We start from the raw sequence: 25,223 nt of genomic DNA, 5'->3' as shown, positions 1-25,223 counted from the left end.
TGCAGCGCAACCGGAGCCTGACGTGTGCGGCTCTCCGCATTCGCGGACGACATTTAAAAGGGCGTGACCTCAGCTCTGGCGCCCGGCACCAGGAGATCGCTGCTGCAGACGCGCCGACTCGGCCGGGTCCAGCGCTGCAGATGCGCCGACTCGGCAGGGTCCAACGCTGCAGATGCGCCGACTCGACAGGGTTCAACGCTGCAGATGCGCCGACTCGGCAGGGGGTGGGTGGGGCAGGGGCGGGGTGGAGGGGGTCAGGTGACCGGGACGTCCTTGTGCCAGGACTCGGTCGTGTACTTCGTCGTCCAGCCCATCGACACGTAGAGCCCCTCGGCTCCGGTGGGGCTGCTCGCGTCGACCTCGAGGCCGACCCGGTCGCGTCCCCGGGTCGCGGCGTCGGCGATCACCGTGCGCAGCAGCGATTTCGCCACCCCGCGGCCGCGGGCGTTGGCGAGCACCCCGATGTACTCCACGTAGCTCCCGGCGGGCTCGCCGTCGGCGACCACGCCGACCAGCGCCCCGGCCGGCTCGGGCTCGGAGGAGGGGTCGTCGGGGTCCGGGACGACCTCGGCGATCCACCAGTGGTCCCAGCGGTGGCCGGGGTCCTCGCGCAGCCGGAAGACGAACTCGTCGAAGGTCTCTTCGTGGGAGTTGAAGTGGTCCTCGAAGGCGCTCTCGAGGACGTCGTGGACGATCCGCAGGTCCTCCTCGGAGGGCATCCCGGTGCCCTGCCGCTCGACCTGGCGGATCCGGACACCGTGACCGATCTCCGAGTCAAGGTCGGCCTCGTCGGGCGTCACCGGCCGGCTCATCTGCCACCAGGTCCGGACCTTCTCGAAGCCGGCCGTCTGCAGCCACCGGTGCTGCCGATCGTCGTCGGCGAAGGCTCCCGAGTCGATCTGCTGGACCTCCAGGCCCCGCTCCGCGCCGATCCTCCTCGCGGCCTCGTCGGCCCACGCGAAGAGCGCCTCGGCGGCGCGGTCCTCGAGCTCCGGGCCGATCCGGTCGTCCACGGTGACGGTCAGCAGCATCCGGCCCGCAGCCCGGTCGTGGGCGCTGGCGAACCCACGGAGCTCACCGGCCGCGTCGCGCAAGACGAGGTTCTCGCGGTTCAGGTAGCCCCGCTCCGACACCTCGATGAGCAGGTCCTCCTCGGAGGAGCTCGCCCAGCCACGGGCCCGCGTCTCGTGGCGCCGAGCCAGCGCGGTCAGCTCGGGCACGTCGCGCTCGTCGGGGGCGTCGGCGCGCCATCCCTCGGGGAGCTGGGCCCGCGTGCTCTCCGGCAGGAACAGCCGGGGGTTCTGCGGTTCGTGGTGGTCGCTGGCGTGGGCGTCGCTCGTCGGCATCACCCGAGCCAGTCTTCCGTACCGGGCTGACTTCCGGACAGCGGGTCCCGGGTGGACCGCGGGCTCAGGCCTGCTTCTGCTGCGGCTCCGCGTGCTGGGCCGCGGTGACCTTCTGCTCCCAGGCCATCAGGTCCACGACGGTCTCGAAGCCCTCCCAGGAGGCGAGCTGGTCGAACTGCTCGGCCCGGTGGACCTCGAGCTCCTCGACCAGCTTCTCGAGCTCGTGGACGCGCGACTGCGCCTCGCTCGCACGCTCGGACGCCTCGTTGGCGCGGCGGGCCTCGCGCTGGACCCGGGACTCGGCCTCGACGGCTCGCATCTCGGCGGCGACCACCGTGGAGGTCAGCTCGGCGATCTCACGCTCCCGCAGCGACAGCCGGTCGGTCATCCCCGTGGTGAACTCGGCGTGCTCGGTGGCCCGCTCGGCGAACATGCTGCGGTAGGCCTGCGCCTGCGCCGCGCGGTCGGTGGCGGCGTCGCGACGGCTCTGCACGAGCTCGGTGTAGACGATCCGGGCGGCCGCCCAGCCGCACGCCAGCGCCAGGACCGAGGCGACGGTCAGCCAGAGCACCGACTGGGTGGGGACGGCCACGACCACGACGGCGGTGGCCAGGCTGAGGAGGGCGACGGCGACGGTGACGCGGACGCTGCGCTGACGTCGACGGTGCGGCCGGGCCGGCAGGTCGTGCGGGGAAGGACTGGCCATGCGCTCAGCGTAGGTTCTCGTCACCGCCGTCACGGATGCGACACGCTCGCTCCAGCACCAGCGATGACGCGACGATCGCCACACCGGCCAGCCCGGCGACCAGCGACCGGACGAGCCGCTGCTGACCCAGCTCGGCGTCGGTCAGCCCCACCCAGCTGAGCGCGTAGCCGAGGTAGCCGCCGGCCACCACCGCGCCGGTCAGCGCGCACGCCTTGGCCAGCACCAACCGGTTGACGGCGCGGTGCGGCTCCAGACGCTCACCCCGCTTCTGCAGGGAGCGGTACGTCGACCAGGCGACCGCGCCGAGGATGAGCGCGACCAGCAGCAGGGCGAGCACCGGCAGCCAGCTGACCCGGGGTGCGGGCACGCCGAGGCGCACGCAGGCCGGTCGGACCAGCCAGCCGAGCACCAGGCCGGCGAGGGCGAGCCCCAGGAGCAGGCCCGGTGGCGTGGGGCCGACCCGGCCGGCGGGACCCGGGGGTTCGGGGACCGGCTCGTCCTCGGGGTCCGTCTGGCGGCTCACTGCAGGGAGAGCTCCAGGTCGTCTCTCCGGGAGACGCCGTCCGCGCCGGCCTTCGCCAGCAGCTCCGCCACCGGTCCGTGGTCGATGAGCTCGGCGTCGGGCTCGACGTCGTTCCACGGCGCCAGCACGAAGGCGCGCTCGTGCGCCCGCGGGTGCGGCAGCACCAGGTCGTCGTCGTGGGCGCGCCGGTCGCCGACGACGATCAAGTCGACGTCGAGGGTCCGCGGGGCGCCGTACTCGCCGGTGCGCTCCCGGCCGAAGGCGTCTTCCACCGCCAGCGCCCGCTCGAGCAAGGTGCGGGCGGAGAGCGTGGTGTCGGCGAGGAGGACCGCGTTGAGGAACTCCGCGGAGCCCTCGGGGGCGTCCAGCGGCGTGGTCTCGTAGACCGGGGACACCGAGGTCACCCAGACCTCCGGGGTGTCGGCCAGCGAGTCGACAGCGCCCTGGAGGTTGTTCAGCCGCTCGCCGAGGTTGGAGCCGATCGCGATCACGCAGCGCCGGATCGGGTGCATCTCCCCGGTCAGGGTGTCGGTGTCGACGATGTGCGGGTTGGGGGTCTCTGTCACTGTCGGCTCCGATGGATCGTCAGTGCGACGTCCGAGAACGTCGCCTGGATGGGCGCATCCGGCTTGTGCACGGTCACCGTGGTCCAGCCCACCCTCCGGTCGGAGAGGCAGACGTCGGCGATGCGTTGGGCCAGCGTCTCGATCAGGTCGACCGGGTCGTTCTCGATCGCCTGCTTCACTGCCGACACGAGGCTTCCGTAGTCGACGGTGTCCTGCAAGTCGTCGCTGAGCGCTGCGGGGCGGGTGTCCATCCCGAGCGTCAGGTCGACCTTGAAGACCTGACCGTCGCGCCGCTCGAAGTCGAAGACTCCGTGGTGCCCGACGGCTTCGATCCCGAGGACGGAGAGCCGGTCCGGGTGACCGGTGCCGCCGTCCCGGAGGTTGTCATGCGTCGTCATCGTTCTCCCTCGACAGTACCGGTGACGCGTGGTGGATCCACAACCGCCAGCCGTCCTCAGCGTGCACGAACACGTTGGTCGCGACTGCCTTCGCGCCGCCGAACACGTCGGTGCCAGCGCGTTCGTCGCCGGTCAGGACGTTCTCGGTGCAGGTCACCGAGGCCACGGCGCGGCCGCCCGCGGGTGCGCCGCCGAGCACGCTGACCTCGACGTCGGTGAGGAAGAACTGGATGTAGGGGGTGTTGGCCATGATCAGCGCCCAGGAGCGGCTGATCGCGGGGGTGCCGCGCACCGGCATCGCGCCCGGGTGCACGCACAGCGTCTCCGGGTCCTCCAGCCACAGGTCCCGCATCGCGTCGAGGTCGGCGTTCTCGAACGCGGCGTAGAACGCGGCGTTCGCCTGCTCCACCTCGGCGTGGACCTCCGCGGAGCTCACGAGGCCGCGCCTGCCCAGCGGCCGGCCACCCGGACCGCGTCCAGGGTGGCCCGCACCCGGTGCGCGCGCACGCACCATGCTCCGGCCGCCGCGGCCAGCGCCGAGGTGGCCGTGGTGGCGTCCTCGCGCTGCAGCGGCGGGCGCGGCTCGCCGTCCGCGCCGGCGAGCAGCGTGCCGAGGAACCGTTTGCGGCTGGTGGCGACCAGGATCGGGAGCCCGAGCTCGTGGAGCCTGCCCAGGCCGGCCAGCACCTCCCAGTTCTGCGCGCCGGTCTTGGAGAAGCCGATCCCCGGGTCCAGCGCGATCCGGGCCGGGTCCATCCCGGCGGCCACGGCCTTGTCGAGCTGGCCGCGGAGCTCCTCGGCCACGTCGCCGACCACGTCGGCGTACGTCGCGTGCTGCTGCATGGTGGCCGAGTGCGCCCGCCAGTGCATCAGGACGTACGCCGCCCGCAGCCGCGCGACGGTGCCGAACATCTCGGGGTCGGCGAGGCCGCCGGAGACGTCGTTGACCAGCACCGCACCCGCCTCGACCGCCGCCTCGGCCACCGAGGCACGCATCGTGTCGACGGAGACCTGCACGCCCTGCGACGCCAGCGCCTCGACCACCGGGACAACCCGCTCGAGCTCCTCCTGCGGGCCGGGCCGGACCGCGCCCGGGCGCGTGGACTCCCCGCCGACGTCCACGAGGTCGGCGCCCTCGGCGGCCAGCCCGAGCCCGTGCTCGACGGCCCGGGACCGGTCCAGGAACTGGCCCCCGTCGGAGAAGGAGTCCGGGGTCACGTTGAGCACGCCCATCACCAGGCAGCGGTCGGGCCGCGGCAGGCCGTCGACGTACCGAGGCGGGCGCTCGAACATGGGCCGAGCCTATCCGGCCGGCCTCCCGTAGATTGACGCGCATGCCTCACAGACTGAGTGGCCTCCTGCGCAAGTCCGGCCTCCGCGGACGCACCCCGGTGCGCCCGATCGGCCTGGGCGCCTGGCTCGTGCAGGCACCCTGGACCGACACCCGGCAGCGGCTGCGCCGCCTCGACGACGACGCCTGGCTCGTGCAGCAAGGTCCGCGACGCCAGTGGCACCGCGTCGGCCCTCCCGAGGCCCGGTCCGGGCTGCTGGTGGACCTGGCTGCGGCCCGCGCGCACATGGGCGCGGTCCAGCGGGGGCTGGGGAACTGGCTTGCCGAGGAACACGTCGCCCACGTGCTGCGGGAGGCGCGGATCAACTGTGTCCTCGACGTCGGCGCCAACGCCGGTCAGTACGCCCGCCGCCTGCGAACGGCCGGCTACACCGGCCGCATCGTCTCCTTCGAGCCGGTCGCGGAGTTCGTCGAGCTGCTCGAGGCCGCAGCGGCCGACGACCCGGAGTGGCGGGTGCTGCCCTATGCGCTGGGGGACTCGAACACGACCGCCCAGATCAACACCACCCCCGGCAAGCGGCTGAGCTCGCTGCTGCCCGCCAGCGACTTCGGCCGCAAGGTCTTCACCGAGCAGCTCACGGCACCTACCCCGGAGACGATCGAGATCCGCCGTCTGGACGGGGTCCTCGACGAGGTCGTAGCCGGGCTGTCGCAGCCGCGGGTCTACCTCAAGATGGACACGCAGGGCTACGACCTGCAGACGTTCCGGGGCGCCGGCGATCGGATCGGCGAGGTGCTCGCGATGCAGTCCGAGGTTGCCTGCGTGCCGATCTACGACGGGATGCCCCGGCTACCCGAACAGCTCAGCGAGTACGAGCGGCAGGGCTTCGAGATCACCGGCATGTACCCGGTCTCGCGGCACGCGGCGACGCTGCGCGTCATCGAGTTCGACATGGTCATGGTGCGCGCCGAAGCCCTCACGCGTGCGCCGGCGCGGCCGAGCAAGGAGTGAGCGTGCACGCCGGGCTGGTCTGCACGGTGAGCACCGTCAGGGACTCCCCCGAGAACGTCGGGGCGTTCGTGGAGCGCAACCTGGCGGCAGGCGCCGACCACCTGTTCGTCTTCGTCGACGACGCGGACCCGGAGGTGCAGGCGCTGCTGTCGGCGACCCCGCACGTCACCTCGGTGCCGACCGGCCCCGGCTACTGGGCCGACCAGCGCCCCTCCGAGCTGAACACCCGGCAGTTCGTGAACGCGAACCTGGTCAATACCGTGCTCAGCTGCTTCGACCGGGTCGCGTGGCTCGTCCACCTCGACGGCGACGAGTGCCTCGACGTGGACAAGGCGTCGCTGCTGTCGCTGCCCGACGACGTGACCGCGGTGGGCCTGCAGACGCTCGAGGCGCTCAGCCGGCCGCGGTGGGACGGCCCGGTGGACCGGTTCAAGTTCCCCCTGTCCCGCGACGACCTCTGGCTGCTGAGCACGTTCGAGGTCGTACGCCGACCGCGGATGAGCGACTACTTCAACGGACACACCAGCGGCAAGCCCGGCCTGCGACCGACGCTCGACCGGAGGCTGGGCATCCACCGGGTGGTCGACCACGAGGGGCACAGCGTGAAGCCGCTGCGCTCCGAGGACCTGCGGCTGCTCCACTACGAGTCTTACTCGGGCGAGGAGTTCGTCCGCAAGTGGCTGGCGCACCTCTCCAGCGGATCGCCCTCGAGCTTCCAGCCGCGCAAGAGCCGCATCCGCGCCTGCGTCCGGTCGATCCTGGCCAAGGACCACCTCGGCGAGGAGCGCAAGCGCGAGCTGCTGATGGAGGTCTACCGCCGGCTCGTCCAGGACGACGCCGAGACCCTGGAGGAGCTCGGCTTCCTCATGACGCCGCCGGCGCAGCGGCACGGCTACCGGCCCTCCGGCTTCGACAGCACCGAGCTCGCCGAGGTGCGGACGCTGCTCGAACTGCTCGCGGGCGCAGACAAGAGGCACTTCGGATTCCCGGGCTACTCCCTGCACCCGGCGCCGCTGCTGCGGTCGTTGCGCGAGGAGCTCGGCGAGGGGGAACCCGGGCCGGCACAGCGCCTGTCACACGGTCTGGAGCGGGCCGGCACCGAGCCGGAGACCCAGTGGCACGTCGAGGGACGGGTGGTCGCCCGGCCACCGCACGGCGGCGGGCGCCGCGACCACGGTAAGACCGGCGACCACGCCGACCGGGGCGAGACCGGCGACCACACCGAAGGCGGCGGGACCGGCGAGAACAGCGACCGCGGCGAGACCCAGACGGGAGTCAGTGCCGCCGGGCGGTGATCAGGCTCATCGCCTCGGCGCGGGTCGCCGGGTTCCGCAGCGAGCCGCGGACGGCCGAGGTGATCGTCTTGGACCCGGGCTTCTTCACCCCGCGCATCGTCATGCACAGGTGCTCGGCCTCGATGACGACCAACGCCCCCCGCGCCTCCAGGATCCGCATCAGCGAGTCGGCCACCTGGGTGGTCAACCGCTCCTGCACCTGGGGGCGCTTCGCGAAGACGTCCACCAGCCGGGCCAGCTTGGAGAGCCCGGTGATCCGGCCGTTCTCGTTGGGGATGTAGGCGATGTGCGCCACGCCCGTGAACGGCACCAGGTGGTGCTCGCACATCGACCAGAGCTCGATGTCGCGGACCAGGATCAGCTCGTCGTGCCCGAGGTCGAAGGTGGTGGTGAGCACCTCCTCGGCGCTCAGGTGCATGCCGGCGAGCAGCTCCTTGTAGGCCCGGGCCACCCGGGCGGGGGTGTCGAGCAGTCCCTCGCGGTCCGGGTCCTCGCCGACCGCGATGAGCAGCTCGCGCACCGCGGCCTCGGCACGCGCCTGGTCGAAGTCGGGGATCGTCTCGCGCGGCGCCTGGGTGATCGGGTCGAGGGTGGTCACGAAGAGACGCCCGGGTCGCCGTGCACGTCGCCGCCGCTGCCCGGCGGGGTCAGGATCACGCCGGCCTCGGTGCCGGGGTGGTGGCCGTTGGAGGCCGATTTCGGCACGTCGACGGGCGGGATCGAGGACGGCGAGCGGTCCGGGGAGCCGGTCCAGGCCGGTCGCAGCGGGCGCCGGCGCAGCGGCTCGAAGACCGCGGCGACCGCAGCCTTGTCCAGGGTCTCCTTGTCCAGCAGCTCGGTGACCAGCGAGTCGAGCACGTCGCGGTTCTCCTCCAGGATGTCGAAGGCCTCCTGGTGCGCCACGCTCAGCAGCTTCTTGGTCTCCTCGTCGACGATCGCAGCGACGTCCTCGGAGTAGTTGCGGGTGTGGCCCATGTCGCGACCGAGGAACGGCTCGCCCTGCGCCTCACCGAGCTTGATCGCGCCGAGCCGCTCGGTCATGCCGTACTGCGTGACCATCGCGCGGGCCAGCGAGGTGGCCTTGTCGATGTCGTTGCCGGCGCCGGTGGTCGGGTCGTGGAAGACCATCTCCTCGGCCGCGCGACCACCGAGCATGTAGGCCAGCTTGTCGAGCATCTCCGAGCGGGTCTGGGAGTACTTGTCCTCGTCGGGCAGCACCATCGTGTAGCCGAGCGCGCGGCCGCGGGGCAGGATCGTCACCTTGTGCACGGGGTCGGTGCCCGGCAACGCCGCCGCCACCAGGGCGTGGCCGCCCTCGTGGTAGGCGGTGATGAGCTTCTCCTTCTCGCTCATCAGACGGGTGCGCTTCTGCGGCCCCGCGATGACCCGGTCGATGGCCTCGTCGAGCGCGGCGTCGTCGATCATCTTGGAGTTCTCCCGGGCGGTCAGCAGCGCCGCCTCGTTGAGCACGTTGGCCAGGTCGGCGCCGGTGAAGCCCGGCGTACGACGTGCGACCGACATCAGGTCCACGTCGGTGGCCATCGGCTTGCCCCGGCTGTGCACCTGCAGGATCTTGTGGCGGCCGGCCAGGTCCGGGGCCTCGACGCCGATCTGGCGGTCGAAGCGGCCCGGGCGCAGCAGCGCCGGGTCGAGGATGTCGGGCCGGTTGGTCGCGGCGATCAGGATGACGCCGCCGCGGACGTCGAAGCCGTCCATCTCCACGAGCAGCTGGTTCAGCGTCTGCTCGCGCTCGTCGTGGCCGCCGCCCATGCCGGCACCGCGGTGCCGGCCGACGGCGTCGATCTCGTCGATGAAGACGATCGCGGGGGCGTTCTCCTTGGCCTGCTCGAACAGGTCGCGGACGCGGGAGGCGCCGACACCGACGAACATCTCCACGAAGTCCGAGCCGGAGATCGAGTAGAACGGGACGCCGGCCTCGCCGGCGACGGCGCGGGCGAGCAGGGTCTTGCCGGTGCCGGGCGGGCCGTAGAGCAGCACGCCCTTGGGGATCTTGGCGCCGACGGCCTGGAACTTGGCCGGCTCCTGGAGGAACTCCTTGATCTCGCCGAGCTCCTCGATCGCCTCCTGGCAGCCGGCGACGTCGTCGAAGGTCGTCTTCGGCATGTCCTTGGAGATCAGCTTGGCCTTGGACTTGCCGAACTGCATGACCCGGCCGCCGCCGCCCTGGACCTGGTTCATCAGGAACAGGAACAGCAGGATGATCAGCACGAACGGCAGGAAGGTCGCCAGGATCGAGCCGAGCAGGCTGGGCTGCGGGTTCTGGGAGTTCGCCGTCTCGATCTTGCCGGCCTCGACCTGCTTCTGGGCCTCGGCGATGATGCTCTGCTGCTGGCCGGAGACCCACGACGAGATGACCTTGGTGCCGTCGTCGAGCGTGGCCCGGATCTCCTGGTCGCCATCGATGAACGTGATCTCCTTGACGGAGCCGTCCTTGATGTCCTTGACCATCGTCGAGGTGTCGATCTGGTCGTACCCGCCGTTCGGAGCGAGGTACTGCAGCGCGACGAGCACGCCCACGACAGCCACCACGATCCACAACCAGGGGCCGCGGAAAATTCGCTTAACGTCCATGTCCCGGGGCTCGGGCCCCGCCCTCCTGCCAGGTCAACTGATCCGCGTAACGAAAGTACACGCGAGCGCCAACGACGACCGTTGGTCCGCCGACCTCCCCATTGTCCCGTCTCGGAGGCCGAATACCCAACCCGGCGGTCTGCCCCGGCGCGGGACGGACCGGGCCCGAGCGCTCCGGCGGCCCCGGCGGTCAGGAGTAGACGTGCGGGGCGAGGGTGCCGATCGAGCGCAGGTTGCGGTACTTCTCGGCGTAGTCGAGGCCGTAGCCGACCACGAACTCGTTGGGGATGTCGTAGCCGACGTACTTCACGTCCACGCTCATCTGCTGGGCCTCGGGCTTGCGAAGCAGCGTGCAGATCTCGACCGAGGCCGGACCGCGCGAGGCCAGGTTGGAGATCAGCCAGGAGAGCGTCAGCCCGGTGTCGATGATGTCCTCGACCACCAGGACGTGGCGGCCGCTGATGTCGGTGTCGAGGTCCTTGAGGATCCGGACGACGCCGGAGGACTTGGTCCCCGAGCCGTACGACGAGATCGCCATCCAGTCCATCTCGACGTGCCGGCCGAAGTGCCGGGCCAGGTCGGCCATCACCATGACCGCGCCCTTGAGGACGCCGACGAGCAGGATCTCCTTGCCCTCGTAGTCCTTCTCGATCGCGGCGGCGAGCTCACCGAGCCGCTGCTGGATGTCGGCCTCGGTGTAGAGGACGCTGACCAGGTCGCCCTCGATGTCCTTCTCGTCCATGCGGCTCAGCCTGCCACAGGCCCGCGGGCGAACCGCAGCACGCCCCCGCTGCGCCGCACCGACACGTGCCCGGGCAGCTGCACCTCGCGCTGGCCGTGCCAGTCGGTCACCAGGGCGTCCATCGCCAGCACGTGCACGCGGAACAGCTCGGCGCCGGGCGAGCCGGCGGCCAGTGCGGCCAGTCGCAGCACGCGACGGCGCAGCGCCGGAAGCTGGCCGGCGAGCACCCGGGCGTCCAGGGCGCCGGGCTCGCCGGCGACAGCGGCCTCCTGCCGGGCCGCGTCGGCGAGCGCGTCGAGCGCCTCGACGTCCTCCCGGACCTGGTCGGCGGTGCGGGCGAGCGTGGCGGCGACGCCCGGGCCGAGCTCGGCCTCGAGGACCGGCAGCACGTGCCGGCGGACCCGGCTGCGCGTGAACCGGTCGTCGTCGTTGTGCGGGTCGGACCAGAACCCGATCCCCTGCGCCGTGCAGGCGGCCTCGGTCTGCGCCCGGGTCAGGTCGAGCAGCGGGCGCAGGAACGGCCCGAAGCCGCGCCGCATCCCGGCGATCGACCGGCCCCCGGAGCCGCGGGTCAGCCCGAGCAGCACCGTCTCGGCCTGGTCGTCGGCGGTGTGCCCGAGGAGCACGGCGGCCGCGCCGGTGCGCCCGGCGACCTCCTCCAGGACGGCGTAGCGCGCCTCCCGGGCTGCTGCCTCCGGACCCCGGCCGGCCGGCTCCACCCGCACCCGGACCGAGACGGTCTCGTCGGCGCCGAGGGTCGCCATCTGCTGCACGACCCGGGCCGTGTGGCCCGCGGAACCTTCCTGGAGGCCGTGGTCGACCGTGACCCCGACCACGCGCCGGGACCCGCGGGCCTCGAAGACCGTGGCCGCCAGCAGCGCGAGCGAGTCGGCACCTCCGGAGCAGGCGACCAGGACCGGCGGGACGCCGGCCGACGACGGCTCCTCCGGTCCGGGCAGGCCGGCCAGCGCGGACCGGACGGCACGGCGTACGGCGGCGACCGCAGGATCCAGGCTCACGGACCTAGCCGTGCACGCGGCGCACCCAGGCCTCGGGGTCGCCGATCTCGTCGCGGCTCGGCAGGTTCTCCGGACCGACCCAGACCGCGTTGAAGCCCTCCATGCCGACCTTGTCCACGGCTCCGCGGACGAAGGCCGCGCCGTTGCGGTACTGCGCCATCTTCGCCTCGAGGCCGAGCAGCCGGCGCAGCACGCGGTCCAGCGGTCCGGCGCCCTTGCGCCGCTCGTTGAACCGGCGCCGGATCGCGGCCACCGACGGGATCACCTCCGGGCCGACACCGTCCATGACGACGTCGGCGTGCCCCTCGAGCAGCGACATCACCGCGGTGATCCGGTCGAGCACCTCGCGCTGCTGCGGCGAGGAGAACAGCTCGAGCAACGAGACCTCCTCGTCGCCGCGCAGCACGTCACCGATCCGGCGCGCGCCCTCGCCGACCATCGAGGCCAGTCGGGCCGGGTCCACCTCGACGCCGCCGACGAGCCCGTCGATCTGGGCATTGATGTGGTCGCGCATCCACGGCACCGCCGTGAACTGCACCCGGTGGGTCTCCTCGTGCAGGCACACCCAGAGCCGGAAGTCGCGCCGGTCGACGTCCATCTCGTTCTCGGCGTGGACGATGTTGGGGGCCACCAGCAGCAGCCGGCCGGCCGGGGCCGCCGGGTCGGCGTCGTCGAGGCCGTAGAAGGGGTCGAACTGGCCGAGCACCTTCGAGGACATGAAGCCGAGCAGTGCGCCCACCTCGAGGCCTGTCACCCGGGACCCCACGGCCTCCGCCATCGGGGACGGGGCGCCCTTGCGCTGCTGGAGCTTGTCCACCAGCGGCGAGAGCACCTGGGCGAAGCCGTCGGCGTTGGCTTGGATCCAGCCGGCGCGGTCCACGACCAGGACCGGCGCAGTGCGCTCCTGGGCGACCAGCCCGGTGAACTCGCGCACCAGCGGCGTGGACAGCCCCGCGCCGCCGCGCAGCTCGGCGACCGCGTCCTCCGCCTCAGCACGCGAGATGTTGGGCCCCGGCCCAGCCATCCGCGAGGCGGCTGACACAGCCAGGTCCCAGTCGATCATCGTCGAGCGTCGCACCATGGCACGACACTACGTGCCGCCCGGTGGAGCGGACCCGTCAGGCGGCGCAGCGGCAGGCGGCCAGCGCCGCCGCGAGCCGGTCCACGATCGCCTGGGCGGTGGCGTTGTCCCGCAGCGCGACCCGGTCGGCGATGGCGACGAACTCCAGCACCGCCCCGTCCCGGGTGGTGACCGTACCGGCCAGCCCGTGCACCCCGGTGAGCGTGCCGGTCTTGGCCCGCACCGCACCCAGCCCGAGCGGTGAGCCGGTGTCGAAGCGGTAGGTCAGCGAGCCGGTGAAGCCGGCGACCGGCAGCCCGCTCAGGAGCCGCCGCAGCTCCGGGTGCTGCTCGGAGGTCGCCGCGACGTGCAGCAGGCTCAGCAGCGTCTCCGGCCGGAGCCGGTCGTCCCGGGACAGTCCGGACCCGTCGAACGTCTGGTTGCCGGCGACGTCGACGCCGACCCCGCCCAGGGTCTCGAGCACCGCGGCGGCGCCGCCCTCGAAGGTGGCGGGCGCACCGGCGGCCAGCGCGACGTGCCGGGCGAGCACCTCGGCCCCCTCGTTGTCGCTCACCTGCAGCACGCGCTCCACGATCTGGCCCAGCGGGGCGCTCTGCACGGCAGCGAGCTCGGTGCTCTCCGGCGCCGCGCGCCCGGGGCGGAGCTGTCCGACGACCTTGATCCCGCGCTCCCGCAGCGCGTCGGCGAAGACCTCCGCGGCCGCGGCCGCCGGGTCGGCGTAGCGCTGGTAGCCGTTCGGCTGCAGCCCCTCGTCGACCCACAACGAGCTGATCGGGGTGACCACGTTGTCGGGGAAGTACGACGCCCCCCAGTGCGGGCTCAGCTGCGGCCCCGAGAACAGGGAGGCGTCGTAGCGCAGCTGCACCCGGTCACGGCCCGATGCCCGCAAGGTCCGGGCGGTGGAACGGGCCAGCGTCTGCACGTCCGCGCGGGGCGGGTAGACGTCGGCGTCGTCCACCGGCTGGCTGGCCAGGAACGGGTCGCCGCCACCGACGAGCACGATCGGGCCCCGCGGCCCCGAGCGCACCACGGAGGTGGTGAACCGGTGGTCGGCACCGAGCTGCACCAGCGCCGCCCCGGCGGTGAGCAGCTTCAGCGTGGAGGCGGGCGTCACCTTGGCGGGACCCTGGCTGAGCACGCTCTCCCCGTCGGAGAGCTGCGCGACGTCCACGGCCACCCGCGGGCCCAGCGCGCGGCTCGCGGCGAGGGCGGCCACGGCCCGCCGTACCGCCACCGGGTCGGCATCCGCCGGCGCGGTGGACTCAGCGACCGCGGGGGCCGTCCCCAGCTGCGGCAGCGAGAGGCCGGGCGGCGGCGGCACCTTCGCCGGCTCGCTGACCGGCGACGGCGGCCCCAGGTCGAACCAGCGGGTGCCGAGGTCGAACTGGTACGTCGTCAGCGCGGCCAGCAGCAGCACGACGACGAGCCCCGTCGACCAGCGGCGCAGCCTGCGTCCCGAGGCCGGCACGGGTCGCGAAGCGTCGTCGGCGACCGGCTCCGCATCACCCTGCGACACCTCGCACCCCTCCCGCCTACCCACCTGCTGCCTCTGTGCGGGACACTAACCGAACGTGCTCACGGCATCGGCATCGGCAAGCGGAGGAGTGAACAGTGGAGTTCGACGTCCTGGTGGAGATCCCCAAGGGTCAGCGCAACAAGTACGAGGTCGACCACGAGACAGGACGCATCCGCCTGGACCGGACGCTGTTCACCTCCACCCAGTACCCCGCTGACTACGGCTTCATCGAGAACACGCTCGGACTCGACAGCGACCCGCTCGACGCCCTCGTGCTGCTGCAGGAGCCGACCTTCCCCGGCTGCCTGATCCGCTGCCGCGCGATCGGGATGTTCCGCATGACCGACGAGGCCGGCGGCGACGACAAGGTCCTCTGCGTCCCGGCCACCGACCCGCGGCTCGAGCACCTGCGCGACATCAGCCACGTGTCGAAGTTCGACCGGCTGGAGATCCAGCACTTCTTCGAGGTCTACAAGGACCTCGAGCCCGGCAAGTCGGTCGAGGGCGCCAACTGGGTGGGGCGCACCGAGGCCGAGGCCGAGGTCGTGGCCTCCTTCGAGCGCGCCAAGGGCACGTCGCACCAGCACTGACCTACTGAGTCCGGCCCCCACGTCGCGTGGGCGCCGGGCACCGCACGACACCTCGACCGGACGGTCGCCTGCTGAGGCGGCCGTCCGTTCGCGTGTCGCCGCCGGTTTCGCGCACAGCCGCGACCCGTGCCGCCCCAGCCCCCACCCGCGCCGCCGATTTCGCGCACAGCCGCGACCCGCGCGGCCACAACCGACGCCCGTGCCGCCGGTTTCGCGCACAGCCGCGCCCCGCGGCGCGGCCCGCAGAGCCGGCGCTGGAGCCGCGCCGAAACTTTACGCAAAGACATCTTTGCAAACATTGCTTTGCGTTCTACCGTGAAGATATGGAGCTGAACCGGATCACCCCCGACCCCTCGGCGCTGAAGGCGCTCTCCCACCCGGTACGCCTGCGGATCCTGGGCCTGCTGCGGGCGGAGGGGCCGAGCACCGCCACCGCCCTGGCCCAGCGGCTGGGCATGAACAGCGGGGCGACGTCGTACCACCTGCGCCAGCTGCACCAGCACGGCTTCGTCGCCGAGGACACCGAGCGCGGCAACGCCCGCGACCGCTGGTGGCGGGCCGCACACCAGGCCACCCAGACCGCCGCCGAGGACAGCCCGGAGAGCCGGGAGGCGATCGACGCCTTTCAGCAGGCGGTCGCCATCGTCCACACCGAGGCGCTCCAGCGCGCGGTGGAGGAGGCACCGACCCGGCCCGCCCGGTGGCGCCGCGCCTCGACGCTGAGCGACTGGGAGCTGCGGCTGACCCCGGAGCGCTCCGAACAGCTGATGCGCACCCTCACCGACCTGGTGTCGAGCTGGCAGGAGGACGAGCCGGGCGCCGACGGCGCGGCCAACTTCGCCCTCCAGCTGCACACCTTCCCCCGCCCCGGGGAGCTGGCGCCGGAGGAGCGGTCATGAGCACCGGGGCCGTGCACCGGCTGCCGCTCTACGGGTGGCTGACCGCCGAGGCGATCTCGCTGACCGGCACCCGGGTCTCGATGATCGCGCTGCCGTGGTTCGTGCTCTCCACCACCGGCAGCGCCACCCAGACCGGCCTGGTGGCGTTCGCCGACATGTTCCCGCTGGTCACGCTCAAGGCGCTCGCCGGCCCGCTCGTGGACCGGGTCGGCGCCCGTCGGATCGCGATCGGCGCCGATGCCGCCAGCGCCGTCGCCGTCGGCCTGGTCCCGCTGCTCTACACCCTGGGGATGCTCAGCTTCCCGGCCCTGCTGGCCCTGGTGGCGCTGGCCGGCGCCCTGCGCGGACCCGGCGACGGCGCCAAGAACGCCATGGTCCCGGACCTGGTGGAGCACGCCGGCGTCCCCATGGAGCGGGCCACCGGCCTGGCGTCGGCCGTCGAGCGGACCGCCTCGATGGCCGGCGCGGCGATCGCCGGCGGGCTGGTCGCACTGATCGGTGCCGCCGACGCGCTGCTGCTCGACGCCGCCAGCTTCCTGGTCTCCGCAGCCGTCCTCACCGCGTGCACCCGGCGACTCCGCCCGGCGGCGATGCGGGCCGCCACGCTGGCCGCCGCGGCGGGGCGCGCACCGGCGGAGGCCCCGGGCGACACGGCGGCGACCGCGCCCGTCGCGTCCCCGCCGGCCGGATCCGCGGACGACGGCGACATCTCCTACCTGCGGCGGCTGCGCGAGGGCTGGGACTTCCTGCGCAGCGACCCGCTGCTGCTCGGCATCTCGTTGATGGTCGCGGTGACCAACCTCTTCGACACCGCCTACGTGTCGGTGCTGGTGCCGGTCTGGGCGAAGCAGTCCGGAGGCGGACCCGGCTCGGTCGGCCTGCTGTTCGCGGTGTTCAGCGGTGGCGCGGTCCTCGGCGCGGTGGTGGCGGCCACCTGGGCGGCCCGGCTGCCGCGCTACCGCACCTACCTGGTGGCGTTCCTGATCTGCGGCGCACCCCGGTTCTTCGTGCTGGCCTTCGACCTGCCGCTCGGCGGGGTGCTCGCCTACGGCGCAGTGGCCGGTTTCGGCAGCGGCTTCATCAACCCGGTCCTGGGCGCGGTGATCTTCGAGCGGATCCCGGCGCACCTCGTCGGTCGGGTCAGCTCGCTCAACTCCGCCCTGTGCTGGTCGCTGATGCCCTTCGGCGGTGTGGTCGGCGGCCTGCTCATCGGGGGCGTGGGGCTCACCCCCGCGCTGCTGGTCTGCGGGGCGGCGTACCTCGCCGCCACCATGCTCCCGGCGCTCCAGCCACGGTGGCGAGAGATGGACACGCGTCGCGCGGTCCGGGAGGAGCGGGCCGCCACCCTGGCCGTCTGACCGGCCACCGCCGCCGCCCGGGTCAGGACGCCGGGGACTGCAGCATCTCGGCGCGCCGCATCGCGTCCGGCACGGGCACGTCCAGCGTCATGGCTCCCGTGCTCCCCCGCGGCGGTCGACCGCGGTGACGTCGCGGCCGGTCAGGGACGCACGAAGTGGGTGGGCGGGATCCAGTAGTACATGTCGTCGATCGCCACCGGTCGTCCGGTGCGGGGGGCGTGGATGATCTGCCCGTTGCCGATGTAGAGGGCCACGTGGTGGATCCCGCTCGGCGAGCTGCTCGAGCTCCAGAACACCAGGTCGCCGGGGCGCAGCTCGCTCGCCGAGATCGGCGTACCGGCGTCGTACTGGGCGACCGAGTAGTGCGGCAGCGAGATGCCGCCCTCGCGCCAGGCGCCCATCGTCAGCCCGGAGCAGTCCCAGGAGCTCGGTCCCGTGGCGCCCCACTGGTAGGGCTCGCCGAGCTGGGCCTTGGCGAACGCGATGGCGCGCTGGGCGCCATCGACCGACGGCTGAGGAGCGGGCGCGGGCGCAGGCGCGGGAGCAGGTTCCGGAGTGGGCTGCGGGGCCGGCGCGGGCTGCGGGGCCGGCTGCGGCTTGGGGTCGCTGCCGCCGGGCCGGGTGGACTTCGGCTGGTCGGCCTTCGCCTTCGCCTTGGCCTTCGCCGCGGCAGCAGCGGCCGCGGCATCCGCCTTGGCCTTCGCCTCGGCGGCTGCTTGGGCCGCAGCAGCGGCCTGGGCACGCGCCTCGGCCCGCGCCTGGGCCGCAGCCTCGCGGCGGGCCTGCTCGGCGGCACGCTGCCGGGCGATCTCCTCGAGCGCCGTCTGCCGCTTGCGGGCGAGGTCGACCGAGATGTTCTGCGCCTGCGCCAGGGCGGCGATCAGCCGCTCCTTCTCGGCGGCGATGCTGGTCGCCGCCTGCTGTGCGGCATCGGCGGCCCGGGCGGCGCGGTCCCGCGACAGCTCGGCCTGGTGCGCGACCCGGGCCTGCTCGGCGCGCGCCTCCTGCGCCTGCTTCTCGAAGACCTGGGCGATCGCGTCGGTGGCGGCGAAGCGCTCGTAGTCGGCCTGCAGGGACGTCGAGGCTCCCTGGAAGGCGGCGTACTGGTCGAGCACCCCCTCCGGACCGTCGGCGGTCATCATCGCGTTCAGCGCCGACAGCTCGGCACCCTGCTGGTAGGAGGTGGCGACCAGAGCGCCGATGGCGTCACGCTGCTCGGCGACGGTACGCCGGGCGCGGGCGGCACGCTTCTGGGCGGCCGCGACCTCGGCCTTGGCCTTCTCGAGCTTCCACATCGCGCCGTTGTAGGCCTCGGAGGCCTGCTCGGCCGTGGTCGCAGCAGCCTCGAGCCGCTGGTTGGCCATCAGCAGCTGGGCCTTGATCGCGCCGACGTCGGCGGCCCGGGCGGCGACCTGCTCCTTGGCGGCACGGACCTCGTCGCGAGTCGGCATCACCGGCTTGTCGCGGTCGGCCAGCGCCGGGGCGGCGAGTGCCAGGCTGAGGGCGACGACGAGGACCGGGACCGCGAGGCGTCGGCCCCGACGACGTACCGGGCTCTGCGGCCCTGAGGTGTGCCTGCGCACTCGGTTCCTTCCGTCATGCGCACGAGCCGCTTCCCCTCGGCTCGTGCGCCGTCTGTGGGTCCCACCCCCGTCGGGCGGCCGGCCCTCCCAGACCCGACCACCCGACCCGAGGTCGGTTTCGCCCCAGTTGCCCGGGGCGTCCTGGGGACGCTAGTGCCCATCAGCCACATTGGGAACAGTTTTAACAAAAATAACTTCAGCACCACAGCGTGTCGGGTTGACAAACTACATGGTTGTAATTCCAAGAAGTGCGGCATTTCGGCTCTGAGGAGCGCACTAGGGTCTCGCTGAAGTAGCGGGTGCGGGGCATCCCCCGCGTACCGAGTTCACGGCTGTGCGCGGAAACGGGGGCAGGTCGGCGGCCCCGTGCCGCCAGAAACGAGGCTGTGCGCGAAAACGGCGCGCCGATCCGCCCGGCAGCGCACAGAGTCACGGCTGTGCGCGAAAACGGCCGCGCGCACCGCGCTCACCGCCGCCGCAACAGAGGCTGTGCGCGAAAATGGCGCCGCGCGCGGGCAAGAAAAAGGTCCCGCCCTCCTGGGAGGTGAGGGCGGGACCGGCCGGGGTCGTCCCATTGGGAGGCTGGGACGACACCGAGTGAGCGGGAGGCAACGGGCCGGGCGACGTCTGCAGCGCGTCCGAACGTCCCCGTGTATCTCCCTCTACGGAAGAGTCTAGTGGCACAGTGACCCCCGACACGAGACCCGTCCCACTCCCGCAGGGTCAACTTTTCCCGCCACGGCGGATCAGGCCGCGGTGGTCACGGGGGGCTAGCGGGGACGGACATCTTCCGTGACCGGGACACGCGCGGTCGAGGTGGTCGGGTGCGAGGCGCGCCCGCCGCGGTCGAACTTCTGCCCGGTGGCGAGCCCGCCGATCCACACCGAGAGCCCGGCGATGGCCGCACCGGCGATGTCGTCGGCGATGTAGTGCCAGCCGAAGTAGAGCGTGGAGACCACCGTCAACGCGAAGAGCACCCACATGGCCAGCCGGATCCAGGCGTGCCGGACGGTGTACTGCGTGATCAGCGCCAGCGTGAGGATGATCCCGACGTGCAACGACGCGAAGCCGGCGACGCTCTGGATGGAGTCGGCGAACGGGTTGTAGATGATGTCGATCCGCCCGTTGTACAGCGCGTCCTGGAGCGACTTCACCCCCGTCTGGTCCAGGTCGGAGTAGAGCCAGACGTAGGCGAAGTTCGGCCCCAGCGAGGGCACCAGGTAGTAGCTCGCGGTCCCGAACGCCCACGCCAGGCAGTGCGCGGTGGCGTACCAGTAGCCGTAGCTGATGTTGCGCGACCACACCAGCCAGACGACCAGCGAGGCCGGGGAGAGCGGCAGGAAGAACAGGTAGACGAAGGCCAGCACGTGCGCGGCCACGCCCTCCCCGAGCAGGCCGTGCAGCAGCACCGCAGGCTCGTGGCCGAAGGCCAGCACCTGGTCGATGCGGTGCAGGACCGGGTCCTGCAGCTCGCCGCCGAGGCGTGGCAGGAAGTTCTTGAGGTTGCGGTAGCTGACGTAGGTGATGAAGAAGCTGGTCAGCCCGATCACCACGAGCAGGATCCGCTCCCGGGTCCAGTGCTCGCGGATGATCCCGAGCGCGTGACCCTTGAAGGCCCGCCAGTCGGTGCGGGAGCGCCACAGCGACCGGGGGATCACGTCGACCAGGAAGGCCCCGAGCACCATCAACGGCAACCGCACCCAGGAGGGGCCGAGGAAGCCGTCGGGGTCGCGCAGCGGGGCGCCGAGCTTGAGGCTCGCGATCAACGCCATCAGGCCCATGAGCAGGGCCACTCCCAGGAGGAGTGCGTAGGCGGGACGTCTCACAACAGCCGAGTCTAGGAGACGGAGGCCCGGTTCATCCCGGCAGTACGGCGGCCCGCCCCAGCTCGACGCGCAGCCGCACCCGCTCACCGACCCGGATCTCGGCTGCCGGGTCGGCCACCGCGTGCGCCGGCCCGACCCCGTCGACGTCGACCTCGAGCCGGAGCTGCTCCGGGGTCACCCGCGCCTCGACGACCCGCCCGCGCAGGGCGCCGGCCGGGTCCTGCACGAGCGCGGAGCGGCGCAGCGCCACCCCGCCGGCCACGCCGGCGTCCGAGCCGCCGGCGGCGAGCACCCGGGTGGCCGGCAGCCCGTGCAGCACCGTGGCGTAGCCGAGGAAGGCCGCCACCTCCCCGTCGACCGGGGAGCCCCACACCTCCTCGACGGTGCCGTCCTGCACGACGCGACCCGCCCGCATCACCGCCATCCGGTCGGCGACGGCGAACGCCTCCTCCTGGTCGTGGGTGACCAGCAGCGCGGTGGTGCCGGCCGCGACCAGGATCTGCCGCAGGTCGGCGGCGAGCCGTTCCCGCAGCTCCCGGTCCAGGGCGCTCAACGGCTCGTCGAGCAGCAGCAGCCGCGGCTCGGCGGCCAGCGACCGGGCCAGCGCCACCCGCTGCCGCTCACCGCCGGAGAGCGTGGCCGGGCTCCGCTCGCCGTAGCCGGGCAGCCCGACCAGCTCGAGCAGCTCCGTGACCCGGGCCCGGATCTCGGCCCGGGGCCGCCGGCGCAGCCGCAGCGGGTAGCCGACGTTGCCGGCCACGTCCTGGTGCCAGAACAGCTGCGCGTCCTGGAACATCAGCGCGAAGCCGCGCCGGTGGGTGGGCACCCGGCCCAGGTCCCGCCCGTCGTAGCTGACGCTGCCGGAGGCGAGGGGCTCCAGGCCGGCGACCGCGCGCAGCAGCGTGGACTTCCCGCAGCCGGAGGGGCCGAGGACCGCGAGCACCTCGCCGGTGGGCAGGCTGAGCGTGACGTCCTCCACCGCAGGGAGGTCGTCGAAGTGCACGGAGAGGTCGCGGACGGTGAGCATCGCTCAGAAGGCTCCCACGCTGCCGAGGCGCAGCCGCTCCACCAGCGCCATCACGGTCACCGTCAGCACGGCCAGCACGACCGAGGCGGCCAGCGCCATCCCGTAGTTGGCCTCTCCCGGCCGCCCGATCAGCTGGTAGATCACCACCGGCATCGTCGGCCGGTCCGGGCGGACCAGGAAGCTGGTCGCGCCGAACTCGCCGAGCGAGACCGCGAACGCGAAGCCGGTCGCGGCCAGCAGCGGCCGCCACACGGTGGGCAGGTCCACGGTGGCCAGCACCCGCAGCGGGGAGGCGCCCAGGGAGGCGGCCGCCTGGCGCTGCCGCGGGTCGACCGAGCGCAGCACCGGCGCGAGCGTGCGGACCACCAGCGGCAGCGCCACCATCGCCTGGGCGATCGGGACCAGCCACGGGCTGCTGCGCAGGTCGAGCGGGGGCTGGTTCAAGGTGATCAGGAACCCGAACCCGAGCGTGACCGCGGAGACGCCGAGCGGGAGCATGAACACCCCGTCGAGGACGGCGAGGGTACGTCGTTGCCGACGGCTCCGGCCGGTCCGGGACACGACGATCGCGACCAGGCAGCCGAGGACCATCGCCAGCAGGGTCGCGTCCACGGCCACCCGCCAGGAGTTGTTCAGCGCCTCGGTGACCGGCACCAGCAGCGCGGAGTCGCCGCCGGTGGTCTGCAGCGCCCGGTAGTGCCCGAGCCCCCAGCCGTCGCCGACCTGCAGCGAGCCGACCACCAGGGCGGCGGCCGGCGCCACCACCAGGAGCAGGGCGAGGCCGGCGAGCACCAGCTGCGGCAGGTCGCGCAGCGCGGGCCGCCGGGCCACCGACCCCGCGGAGGAGCGGGCCAGCGCCTGCGCGCGGCTGGTGCGGCCCCGGTGCGCGGCGACGAGCAGGCCGGTGACCACGACGAGCTGCAGCAGCGACAGCGCGGCCGCCGCCTGCAGGTCCAGGAACTGGGTGGTGAGCTGGTAGATCTCGGTCTCGACGGTGGAGTACCGCAGCCCGCCGAGCGTGAGCACGATGCCGAACGCGGTGGCGCAGAAGAGGAACACCACGCTGGCCGCCGAGACCACCGCCGGTGCCAGGGCCGGCAGCGTCACCGTGCGGAACGCGTGCCACGGCGACGCCCCGAGCGTGGCCGCGGCCTGCTCCCGGCGAGGGTCGAGGTTCTCCCACATGCCGCCGACGGTGCGGACCACCACGGCCAGGTTGAAGAAGACCATCGCGGCCACGATCGCGGCCGGGGTGCCGTCCAGGCCCAGCGCGCCGAGCAGCCCCGAGGGGACCAGCAGGGTCCGGAAGGCGACGCCGACCACGACGGTCGGCATCACGAACGGCATCATCACCAGGGCACGGAGCAGCCGCCGTCCGGGCAGCCGCAGGCGGTAGAGCACGAAGGTGAGCGGCAGCCCGAGCAGCACGGTCACCACGGTGGCCACGGCGGCGGACCAGACCGTGAACCACAGCACCTGGTGGGTGCGGCTGCGGGTCAGCACCTCGAGCGCGGCCAGCGGGTCGAACCGGCCGTCGGTCCACAGCCCGCGCGCCACCATCCCGCTGACCGGCAGCACGAAGAAGACGAGCAGGGTGAGGACCGGAACCGCCGCCAGCGCCGCCAGCCCGGCGGCCCCGCGCCAGCCGGTCCTCACCGCTCACCCACCGCAGGTCACCGGCCCGCGAGGTCGGCCCAGGCCTGCAGCCAGTCGTCGCGCTGCCGGGCGATCTCGCTCTCCGGCAGCGACCACGGGTTCTTGGCGGGGACGGCCCACTTGGCCCAGAGCTCCGGCAGCTTCGCGTCGGGGTTCACCGGGAAGACGTACATGTTGTCGGGCAGGGCCTCCTGGAAGTCCTTGCCGAGCATGAAGTCGATGAAGGCCTTCGCCCCCGCGGGGTTCTTGGCGCCGTCGAGGACGCCGGCGTACTCCACCTGCCGGAAGCAGGTGTCCAGCAGCGCGCTGGTGGTCGGTGTGGTGCCGCCCTCGGGGATCGTGAACGGGGGCGAGCTCGCGTAGGAGAGCACGATCGGGCGGTCGCCGTTCCCGCCGCCGGCGGTGAAGTCGACCTCGTAGGCGTCGGACCAGCCGGCGGTGACCTTGGCGCCGTTGGCGAGCAGCTTCTTCCAGTAGGCCTGCCAGCCGTCGTCGCCGAACTTGGCGACGGTGGCGGCGAGGAACGCCAGGCCCGGGGAGGACGTCGGCGGCCCCGGGGTCACGAACAGGTCGCGGTAGGCGGGCAGGGTGAGGTCCTCGAAGGTCCTCGGCGGCCGGAGCCCCTCCTTCTTGAACCAGGCGTCGTCGACGTTGACGCAGACGTCGCTGTAGTCGACCGGCGTGACCTGCTCGGCGGCCGCAGCGCCCTTCGGCTCGAAGGCCGCGCCGGGGTTGTCGGACGGCGTGTACGGCGTCAGCACGCCCTCGTCGACGGCGCGGGAGACGAAGGTGTTGTCGATGCCGTAGACCATGTCGGCGATCGGGTCGCCCTTGGTCAGCACCAGCTTGTTGGTGAGCGCGCCGGCGTCGCCGGAGGGCAGCACCTGGACGGTGTAGCCGGTCTCCTGGGTGAACTCGCGGAGGACGTCCTTCGACATCGCCCAGGAGTCGTGGGTGGCCACGAGGACCTTCTTGGTGCCGGCGGCGGTCTGGTCCTCGGAGGAGCCGCCGAGCGCGCAGCCGGAGAGCAGCGCGAGGGTGAGCACCGAGGCGGCCAGGGCGGCCGGTCGGTGGCTGCGGACATGAGGCAGGACGGGCATGGTGCATCTCCCATACGTTCGGGAGGGGACCGCGTGAGCGGTCGAGACTCGACTCCCTTCGCCGGAATGACCCGGATCAGGTTCGAGGGTCTGCGGTTGGTTCCGCACTCTCAGCGTCCCGGTAGACGCTCCCCTGTCGTTGTGCCCCGACCCTACCTCCCGGGTAGCCTCGCGGCGTGCCGAGCCTCGTCCACGAGATCTTCAGCCGGGCGATCCCGGTCGTACGCCGCTCCGCGGAGGTCGTCGACCCCGAGCGGACCCGGCGCGAGGTGCTCGACGGGCAGAGCGGAGCCGTCGAGGCGCCGCCGACCGGACGCGGCCGGCTGCGCGGGGTCACGCTCACCCGGCGCAGCGGCGCCCCGTTCCCGGTCCACGAGGTGCGGCCGGAGGGCAGCACGCCGACGCGGACCGTGCTGCACCTGCACGGCGGCGGCTTCGTCGGCGGCCTGGACCGCTTCCACTGGCGCTTCGCCGCGGGGCTGGCCCGCGACACCGGGACGCGGTGGGTGCTGCCGGCGTACCCGCTGACGCCGACGCACTCCTGGCGCGACGCGCTCGAGCCGCTGACCGCACTTTTCACCGAGCTGGCCGTGGAGTCGCCCGGCGGGGTGGTGCTGGCCGGCGACTCCGCCGGCGGCGGCCTCGCGCTCGCCCTCGCCCAGCGGATCGCCCGGTCCCCCGGGCCGCAGCCGACCGGCCTGGTGCTGGTCTCCCCGTGGGTGGACCTGACCGGGACCACGCCGGGCACCGAGGAGGCCGCCGCGCGGGACCCGTGGCTGCGGTTGAGCAAGCTCAAGCTCTTCGGCAGCTGGTGGGCCGGCGGCGACGACCCGCTGCGGCCCGAGGTCAGCCCGCTCTTCGGCGACCACACCGGGCTGCCGCGGACGCTGGTGCTGTGTGGGACCCGCGACCTGCTGCTGCCGCAGGTGCGTGAGGCGGTACGCCGCGCCCGCGCCGCCGGGGTGGAGGTGTCCTACGAGGAGGAGCCGGGGCTGATCCACGTCTACCCGCTGCTGCCGGTCCGGGAGGGCCGCGCCGCCCGCCGCCGGATCGCGGCCTTCCTCGGCGGGCCGGTGGTGGCTGGCTAGCCTGGGCGT

Annotated in this window: 24 protein-coding genes and 1 riboswitch; of the genes, 6 read left to right on the top strand and 18 right to left on the bottom strand. The window is 72.9% G+C overall.

Going from position 1 to position 25,223, the window contains the following annotated elements:
* Window positions 1-254: 254 nt before the first annotated feature.
* The 7 genes from H9L09_RS11180 to folP all read right to left on the bottom strand — a co-directional run bounded on the left by H9L09_RS11180 (window position 255) and on the right by folP (window position 4,832).
* Complete coding sequence (locus H9L09_RS11180) at window positions 255-1,346, bottom strand: GNAT family N-acetyltransferase (RefSeq protein WP_187577053.1); 1,092 nt, start codon at window positions 1,344-1,346, stop codon at window positions 255-257.
* A gap of 64 nt (window positions 1,347-1,410) precedes the next feature.
* Window positions 1,411-2,052, bottom strand: coding sequence for a hypothetical protein (locus tag H9L09_RS11175; protein ID WP_187577052.1), 642 nt, complete (start codon window positions 2,050-2,052; stop codon window positions 1,411-1,413).
* Between the two features lie 4 nt (window positions 2,053-2,056).
* The gene (locus H9L09_RS11170; protein WP_187577051.1) at window positions 2,057-2,575 is read right to left on the bottom strand and encodes a DUF3180 domain-containing protein; all 519 of its coding nucleotides are present in this window, start codon (window positions 2,573-2,575) and stop codon (window positions 2,057-2,059) included.
* Window positions 2,572-3,141, bottom strand: coding sequence for a 2-amino-4-hydroxy-6-hydroxymethyldihydropteridine diphosphokinase (gene folK / locus H9L09_RS11165; protein WP_187577050.1), 570 nt, complete (start codon window positions 3,139-3,141; stop codon window positions 2,572-2,574). Before folK ends, H9L09_RS11170 begins: the two co-directional genes overlap by 4 nt.
* The gene (folB, locus tag H9L09_RS11160) at window positions 3,138-3,539 is read right to left on the bottom strand and encodes a dihydroneopterin aldolase (RefSeq protein WP_187577049.1); all 402 of its coding nucleotides are present in this window, start codon (window positions 3,537-3,539) and stop codon (window positions 3,138-3,140) included. Before folB ends, folK begins: the two co-directional genes overlap by 4 nt.
* The gene (locus H9L09_RS11155; RefSeq protein WP_246455964.1) at window positions 3,526-3,975 is read right to left on the bottom strand and encodes a nuclear transport factor 2 family protein; all 450 of its coding nucleotides are present in this window, start codon (window positions 3,973-3,975) and stop codon (window positions 3,526-3,528) included. Before H9L09_RS11155 ends, folB begins: the two co-directional genes overlap by 14 nt.
* On the bottom strand, window positions 3,972-4,832 hold the full coding sequence (gene folP, locus H9L09_RS11150) for a dihydropteroate synthase (RefSeq protein WP_187577047.1): 861 nt from the start codon (window positions 4,830-4,832) through the stop codon (window positions 3,972-3,974). Before folP ends, H9L09_RS11155 begins: the two co-directional genes overlap by 4 nt.
* 41 nt (window positions 4,833-4,873) lie before the next feature.
* Between folP and H9L09_RS11145 the strand changes: the two genes are divergently transcribed.
* Both H9L09_RS11145 and H9L09_RS11140 read left to right on the top strand, forming a co-directional pair.
* On the top strand, window positions 4,874-5,842 hold the full coding sequence (locus tag H9L09_RS11145) for an FkbM family methyltransferase (RefSeq protein WP_187577046.1): 969 nt from the start codon (window positions 4,874-4,876) through the stop codon (window positions 5,840-5,842).
* A gap of 2 nt (window positions 5,843-5,844) precedes the next feature.
* Window positions 5,845-7,137 carry a glycosyltransferase family 2 protein gene (locus tag H9L09_RS11140; protein ID WP_187577045.1) on the top strand — a complete coding sequence of 431 codons (1,293 nt, stop codon included), beginning with the start codon at window positions 5,845-5,847 and terminating at the stop codon, window positions 7,135-7,137.
* On the opposite strand, the gene folE is transcribed toward H9L09_RS11140, so the two are convergent.
* The 6 genes from folE to dacB form a co-directional block, all read right to left on the bottom strand.
* The gene (folE, locus tag H9L09_RS11135; RefSeq protein ID WP_246456513.1) at window positions 7,118-7,693 is read right to left on the bottom strand and encodes a GTP cyclohydrolase I FolE; all 576 of its coding nucleotides are present in this window, start codon (window positions 7,691-7,693) and stop codon (window positions 7,118-7,120) included. The two genes, H9L09_RS11140 and folE, sit on opposite strands and share 20 nt — an antisense overlap.
* A 38-nt stretch (window positions 7,694-7,731) precedes the next feature.
* Window positions 7,732-9,729, bottom strand: a complete 1,998-nt coding sequence (ftsH, locus tag H9L09_RS11130) for an ATP-dependent zinc metalloprotease FtsH (RefSeq protein ID WP_187577043.1) — start codon at window positions 9,727-9,729, stop codon at window positions 7,732-7,734.
* 190 nt (window positions 9,730-9,919) lie between these two features.
* Window positions 9,920-10,471 (bottom strand): hypoxanthine phosphoribosyltransferase, encoded by a 552-nt coding sequence (gene hpt / locus H9L09_RS11125; protein ID WP_187577042.1) that lies wholly within the window; start codon window positions 10,469-10,471, stop codon window positions 9,920-9,922.
* Between the two features lie 5 nt (window positions 10,472-10,476).
* The gene (gene tilS, locus H9L09_RS11120) at window positions 10,477-11,490 is read right to left on the bottom strand and encodes a tRNA lysidine(34) synthetase TilS (RefSeq protein ID WP_187577041.1); all 1,014 of its coding nucleotides are present in this window, start codon (window positions 11,488-11,490) and stop codon (window positions 10,477-10,479) included.
* Between the two features lie 4 nt (window positions 11,491-11,494).
* On the bottom strand, window positions 11,495-12,571 hold the full coding sequence (locus H9L09_RS11115; RefSeq protein ID WP_246455963.1) for a zinc-dependent metalloprotease: 1,077 nt from the start codon (window positions 12,569-12,571) through the stop codon (window positions 11,495-11,497).
* Window positions 12,572-12,608: 37 nt separating this feature from the next.
* Window positions 12,609-14,087, bottom strand: a complete 1,479-nt coding sequence (gene dacB / locus H9L09_RS11110) for a D-alanyl-D-alanine carboxypeptidase/D-alanyl-D-alanine endopeptidase (protein WP_187577040.1) — start codon at window positions 14,085-14,087, stop codon at window positions 12,609-12,611.
* A gap of 95 nt (window positions 14,088-14,182) precedes the next feature.
* Here dacB and H9L09_RS11105 point away from each other — a divergent pair, with 95 nt between their 5' ends.
* From H9L09_RS11105 to H9L09_RS11095, 3 genes are all read left to right on the top strand, one after another.
* On the top strand, window positions 14,183-14,677 hold the full coding sequence (locus H9L09_RS11105) for an inorganic diphosphatase (RefSeq protein WP_187577039.1): 495 nt from the start codon (window positions 14,183-14,185) through the stop codon (window positions 14,675-14,677).
* A gap of 323 nt (window positions 14,678-15,000) precedes the next feature.
* Window positions 15,001-15,576 (top strand): winged helix-turn-helix domain-containing protein, encoded by a 576-nt coding sequence (locus H9L09_RS11100; protein ID WP_187577038.1) that lies wholly within the window; start codon window positions 15,001-15,003, stop codon window positions 15,574-15,576.
* On the top strand, window positions 15,573-16,934 hold the full coding sequence (locus tag H9L09_RS11095) for an MFS transporter (RefSeq protein WP_187577037.1): 1,362 nt from the start codon (window positions 15,573-15,575) through the stop codon (window positions 16,932-16,934). The genes H9L09_RS11100 and H9L09_RS11095 overlap by 4 nt, the downstream gene beginning before the upstream one ends.
* Before the next feature lie 140 nt (window positions 16,935-17,074).
* On the opposite strand, the gene H9L09_RS11090 is transcribed toward H9L09_RS11095, so the two are convergent.
* From H9L09_RS11090 to H9L09_RS11070, 5 genes are all read right to left on the bottom strand, one after another.
* A complete protein-coding gene (locus H9L09_RS11090; RefSeq protein ID WP_187577036.1) occupies window positions 17,075-18,517 on the bottom strand; it encodes a C40 family peptidase in 1,443 nt (480 codons plus the stop codon).
* A gap of 770 nt (window positions 18,518-19,287) precedes the next feature.
* Entirely contained in the window at window positions 19,288-20,343 is a 1,056-nt protein-coding gene (locus H9L09_RS11085) for a phosphatase PAP2 family protein (protein ID WP_246455962.1), read from the bottom strand.
* Window positions 20,344-20,374: 31 nt separating this feature from the next.
* On the bottom strand, window positions 20,375-21,370 hold the full coding sequence (locus tag H9L09_RS11080; protein WP_187577035.1) for an ABC transporter ATP-binding protein: 996 nt from the start codon (window positions 21,368-21,370) through the stop codon (window positions 20,375-20,377).
* A 3-nt stretch (window positions 21,371-21,373) separates the two neighbouring features.
* Window positions 21,374-23,026 (bottom strand): ABC transporter permease, encoded by a 1,653-nt coding sequence (locus H9L09_RS11075; RefSeq protein WP_246455961.1) that lies wholly within the window; start codon window positions 23,024-23,026, stop codon window positions 21,374-21,376.
* A 17-nt stretch (window positions 23,027-23,043) separates the two neighbouring features.
* A complete protein-coding gene (locus tag H9L09_RS11070; RefSeq protein ID WP_187577034.1) occupies window positions 23,044-24,126 on the bottom strand; it encodes a thiamine ABC transporter substrate-binding protein in 1,083 nt (360 codons plus the stop codon).
* Window positions 24,127-24,162: 36 nt separating this feature from the next.
* Window positions 24,163-24,271, bottom strand: a riboswitch (TPP riboswitch).
* Between the two features lie 31 nt (window positions 24,272-24,302).
* On the opposite strand from H9L09_RS11070, the gene H9L09_RS11065 reads away from it, so the two are divergent.
* Entirely contained in the window at window positions 24,303-25,214 is a 912-nt protein-coding gene (locus H9L09_RS11065; RefSeq protein WP_187577033.1) for an alpha/beta hydrolase fold domain-containing protein, read from the top strand.
* Window positions 25,215-25,223: the final 9 nt, after the last annotated feature.

Source organism: Nocardioides mesophilus (genome assembly GCF_014395785.1).
Classification (GTDB): Bacteria; Actinomycetota; Actinomycetes; order Propionibacteriales; family Nocardioidaceae; genus Nocardioides_B; species Nocardioides_B mesophilus.
This window is presented reverse-complemented; position numbering and strand designations above follow the sequence as displayed.

Bases quoted from the DNA above. Each gene is read 5' to 3' on its own strand.
- H9L09_RS11180 (WP_187577053.1), bottom strand. From the start codon at position 1,346: ATGCCGACGAGCGACGCCCACGCCAGCGACCACCACGAACCGCAGAAC.
- H9L09_RS11175 (WP_187577052.1), bottom strand. From the start codon at position 2,052: ATGGCCAGTCCTTCCCCGCACGACCTGCCGGCCCGGCCGCACCGTCGA.
- folB (WP_187577049.1), bottom strand. From the start codon at position 3,539: ATGACGACGCATGACAACCTCCGGGACGGCGGCACCGGTCACCCGGAC.
- folP (WP_187577047.1), bottom strand. From the start codon at position 4,832: ATGTTCGAGCGCCCGCCTCGGTACGTCGACGGCCTGCCGCGGCCCGAC.
- H9L09_RS11145 (WP_187577046.1), top strand. From the start codon at position 4,874: ATGCCTCACAGACTGAGTGGCCTCCTGCGCAAGTCCGGCCTCCGCGGA.
- ftsH (WP_187577043.1), bottom strand. From the start codon at position 9,729: ATGGACGTTAAGCGAATTTTCCGCGGCCCCTGGTTGTGGATCGTGGTG.
- hpt (WP_187577042.1), bottom strand. From the start codon at position 10,471: ATGGACGAGAAGGACATCGAGGGCGACCTGGTCAGCGTCCTCTACACC.
- H9L09_RS11115 (WP_246455963.1), bottom strand. From the start codon at position 12,571: ATGGTGCGACGCTCGACGATGATCGACTGGGACCTGGCTGTGTCAGCC.
- H9L09_RS11100 (WP_187577038.1), top strand. From the start codon at position 15,001: ATGGAGCTGAACCGGATCACCCCCGACCCCTCGGCGCTGAAGGCGCTC.
- H9L09_RS11095 (WP_187577037.1), top strand. From the start codon at position 15,573: ATGAGCACCGGGGCCGTGCACCGGCTGCCGCTCTACGGGTGGCTGACC.
- H9L09_RS11080 (WP_187577035.1), bottom strand. From the start codon at position 21,370: ATGCTCACCGTCCGCGACCTCTCCGTGCACTTCGACGACCTCCCTGCG.
- H9L09_RS11070 (WP_187577034.1), bottom strand. From the start codon at position 24,126: ATGCCCGTCCTGCCTCATGTCCGCAGCCACCGACCGGCCGCCCTGGCC.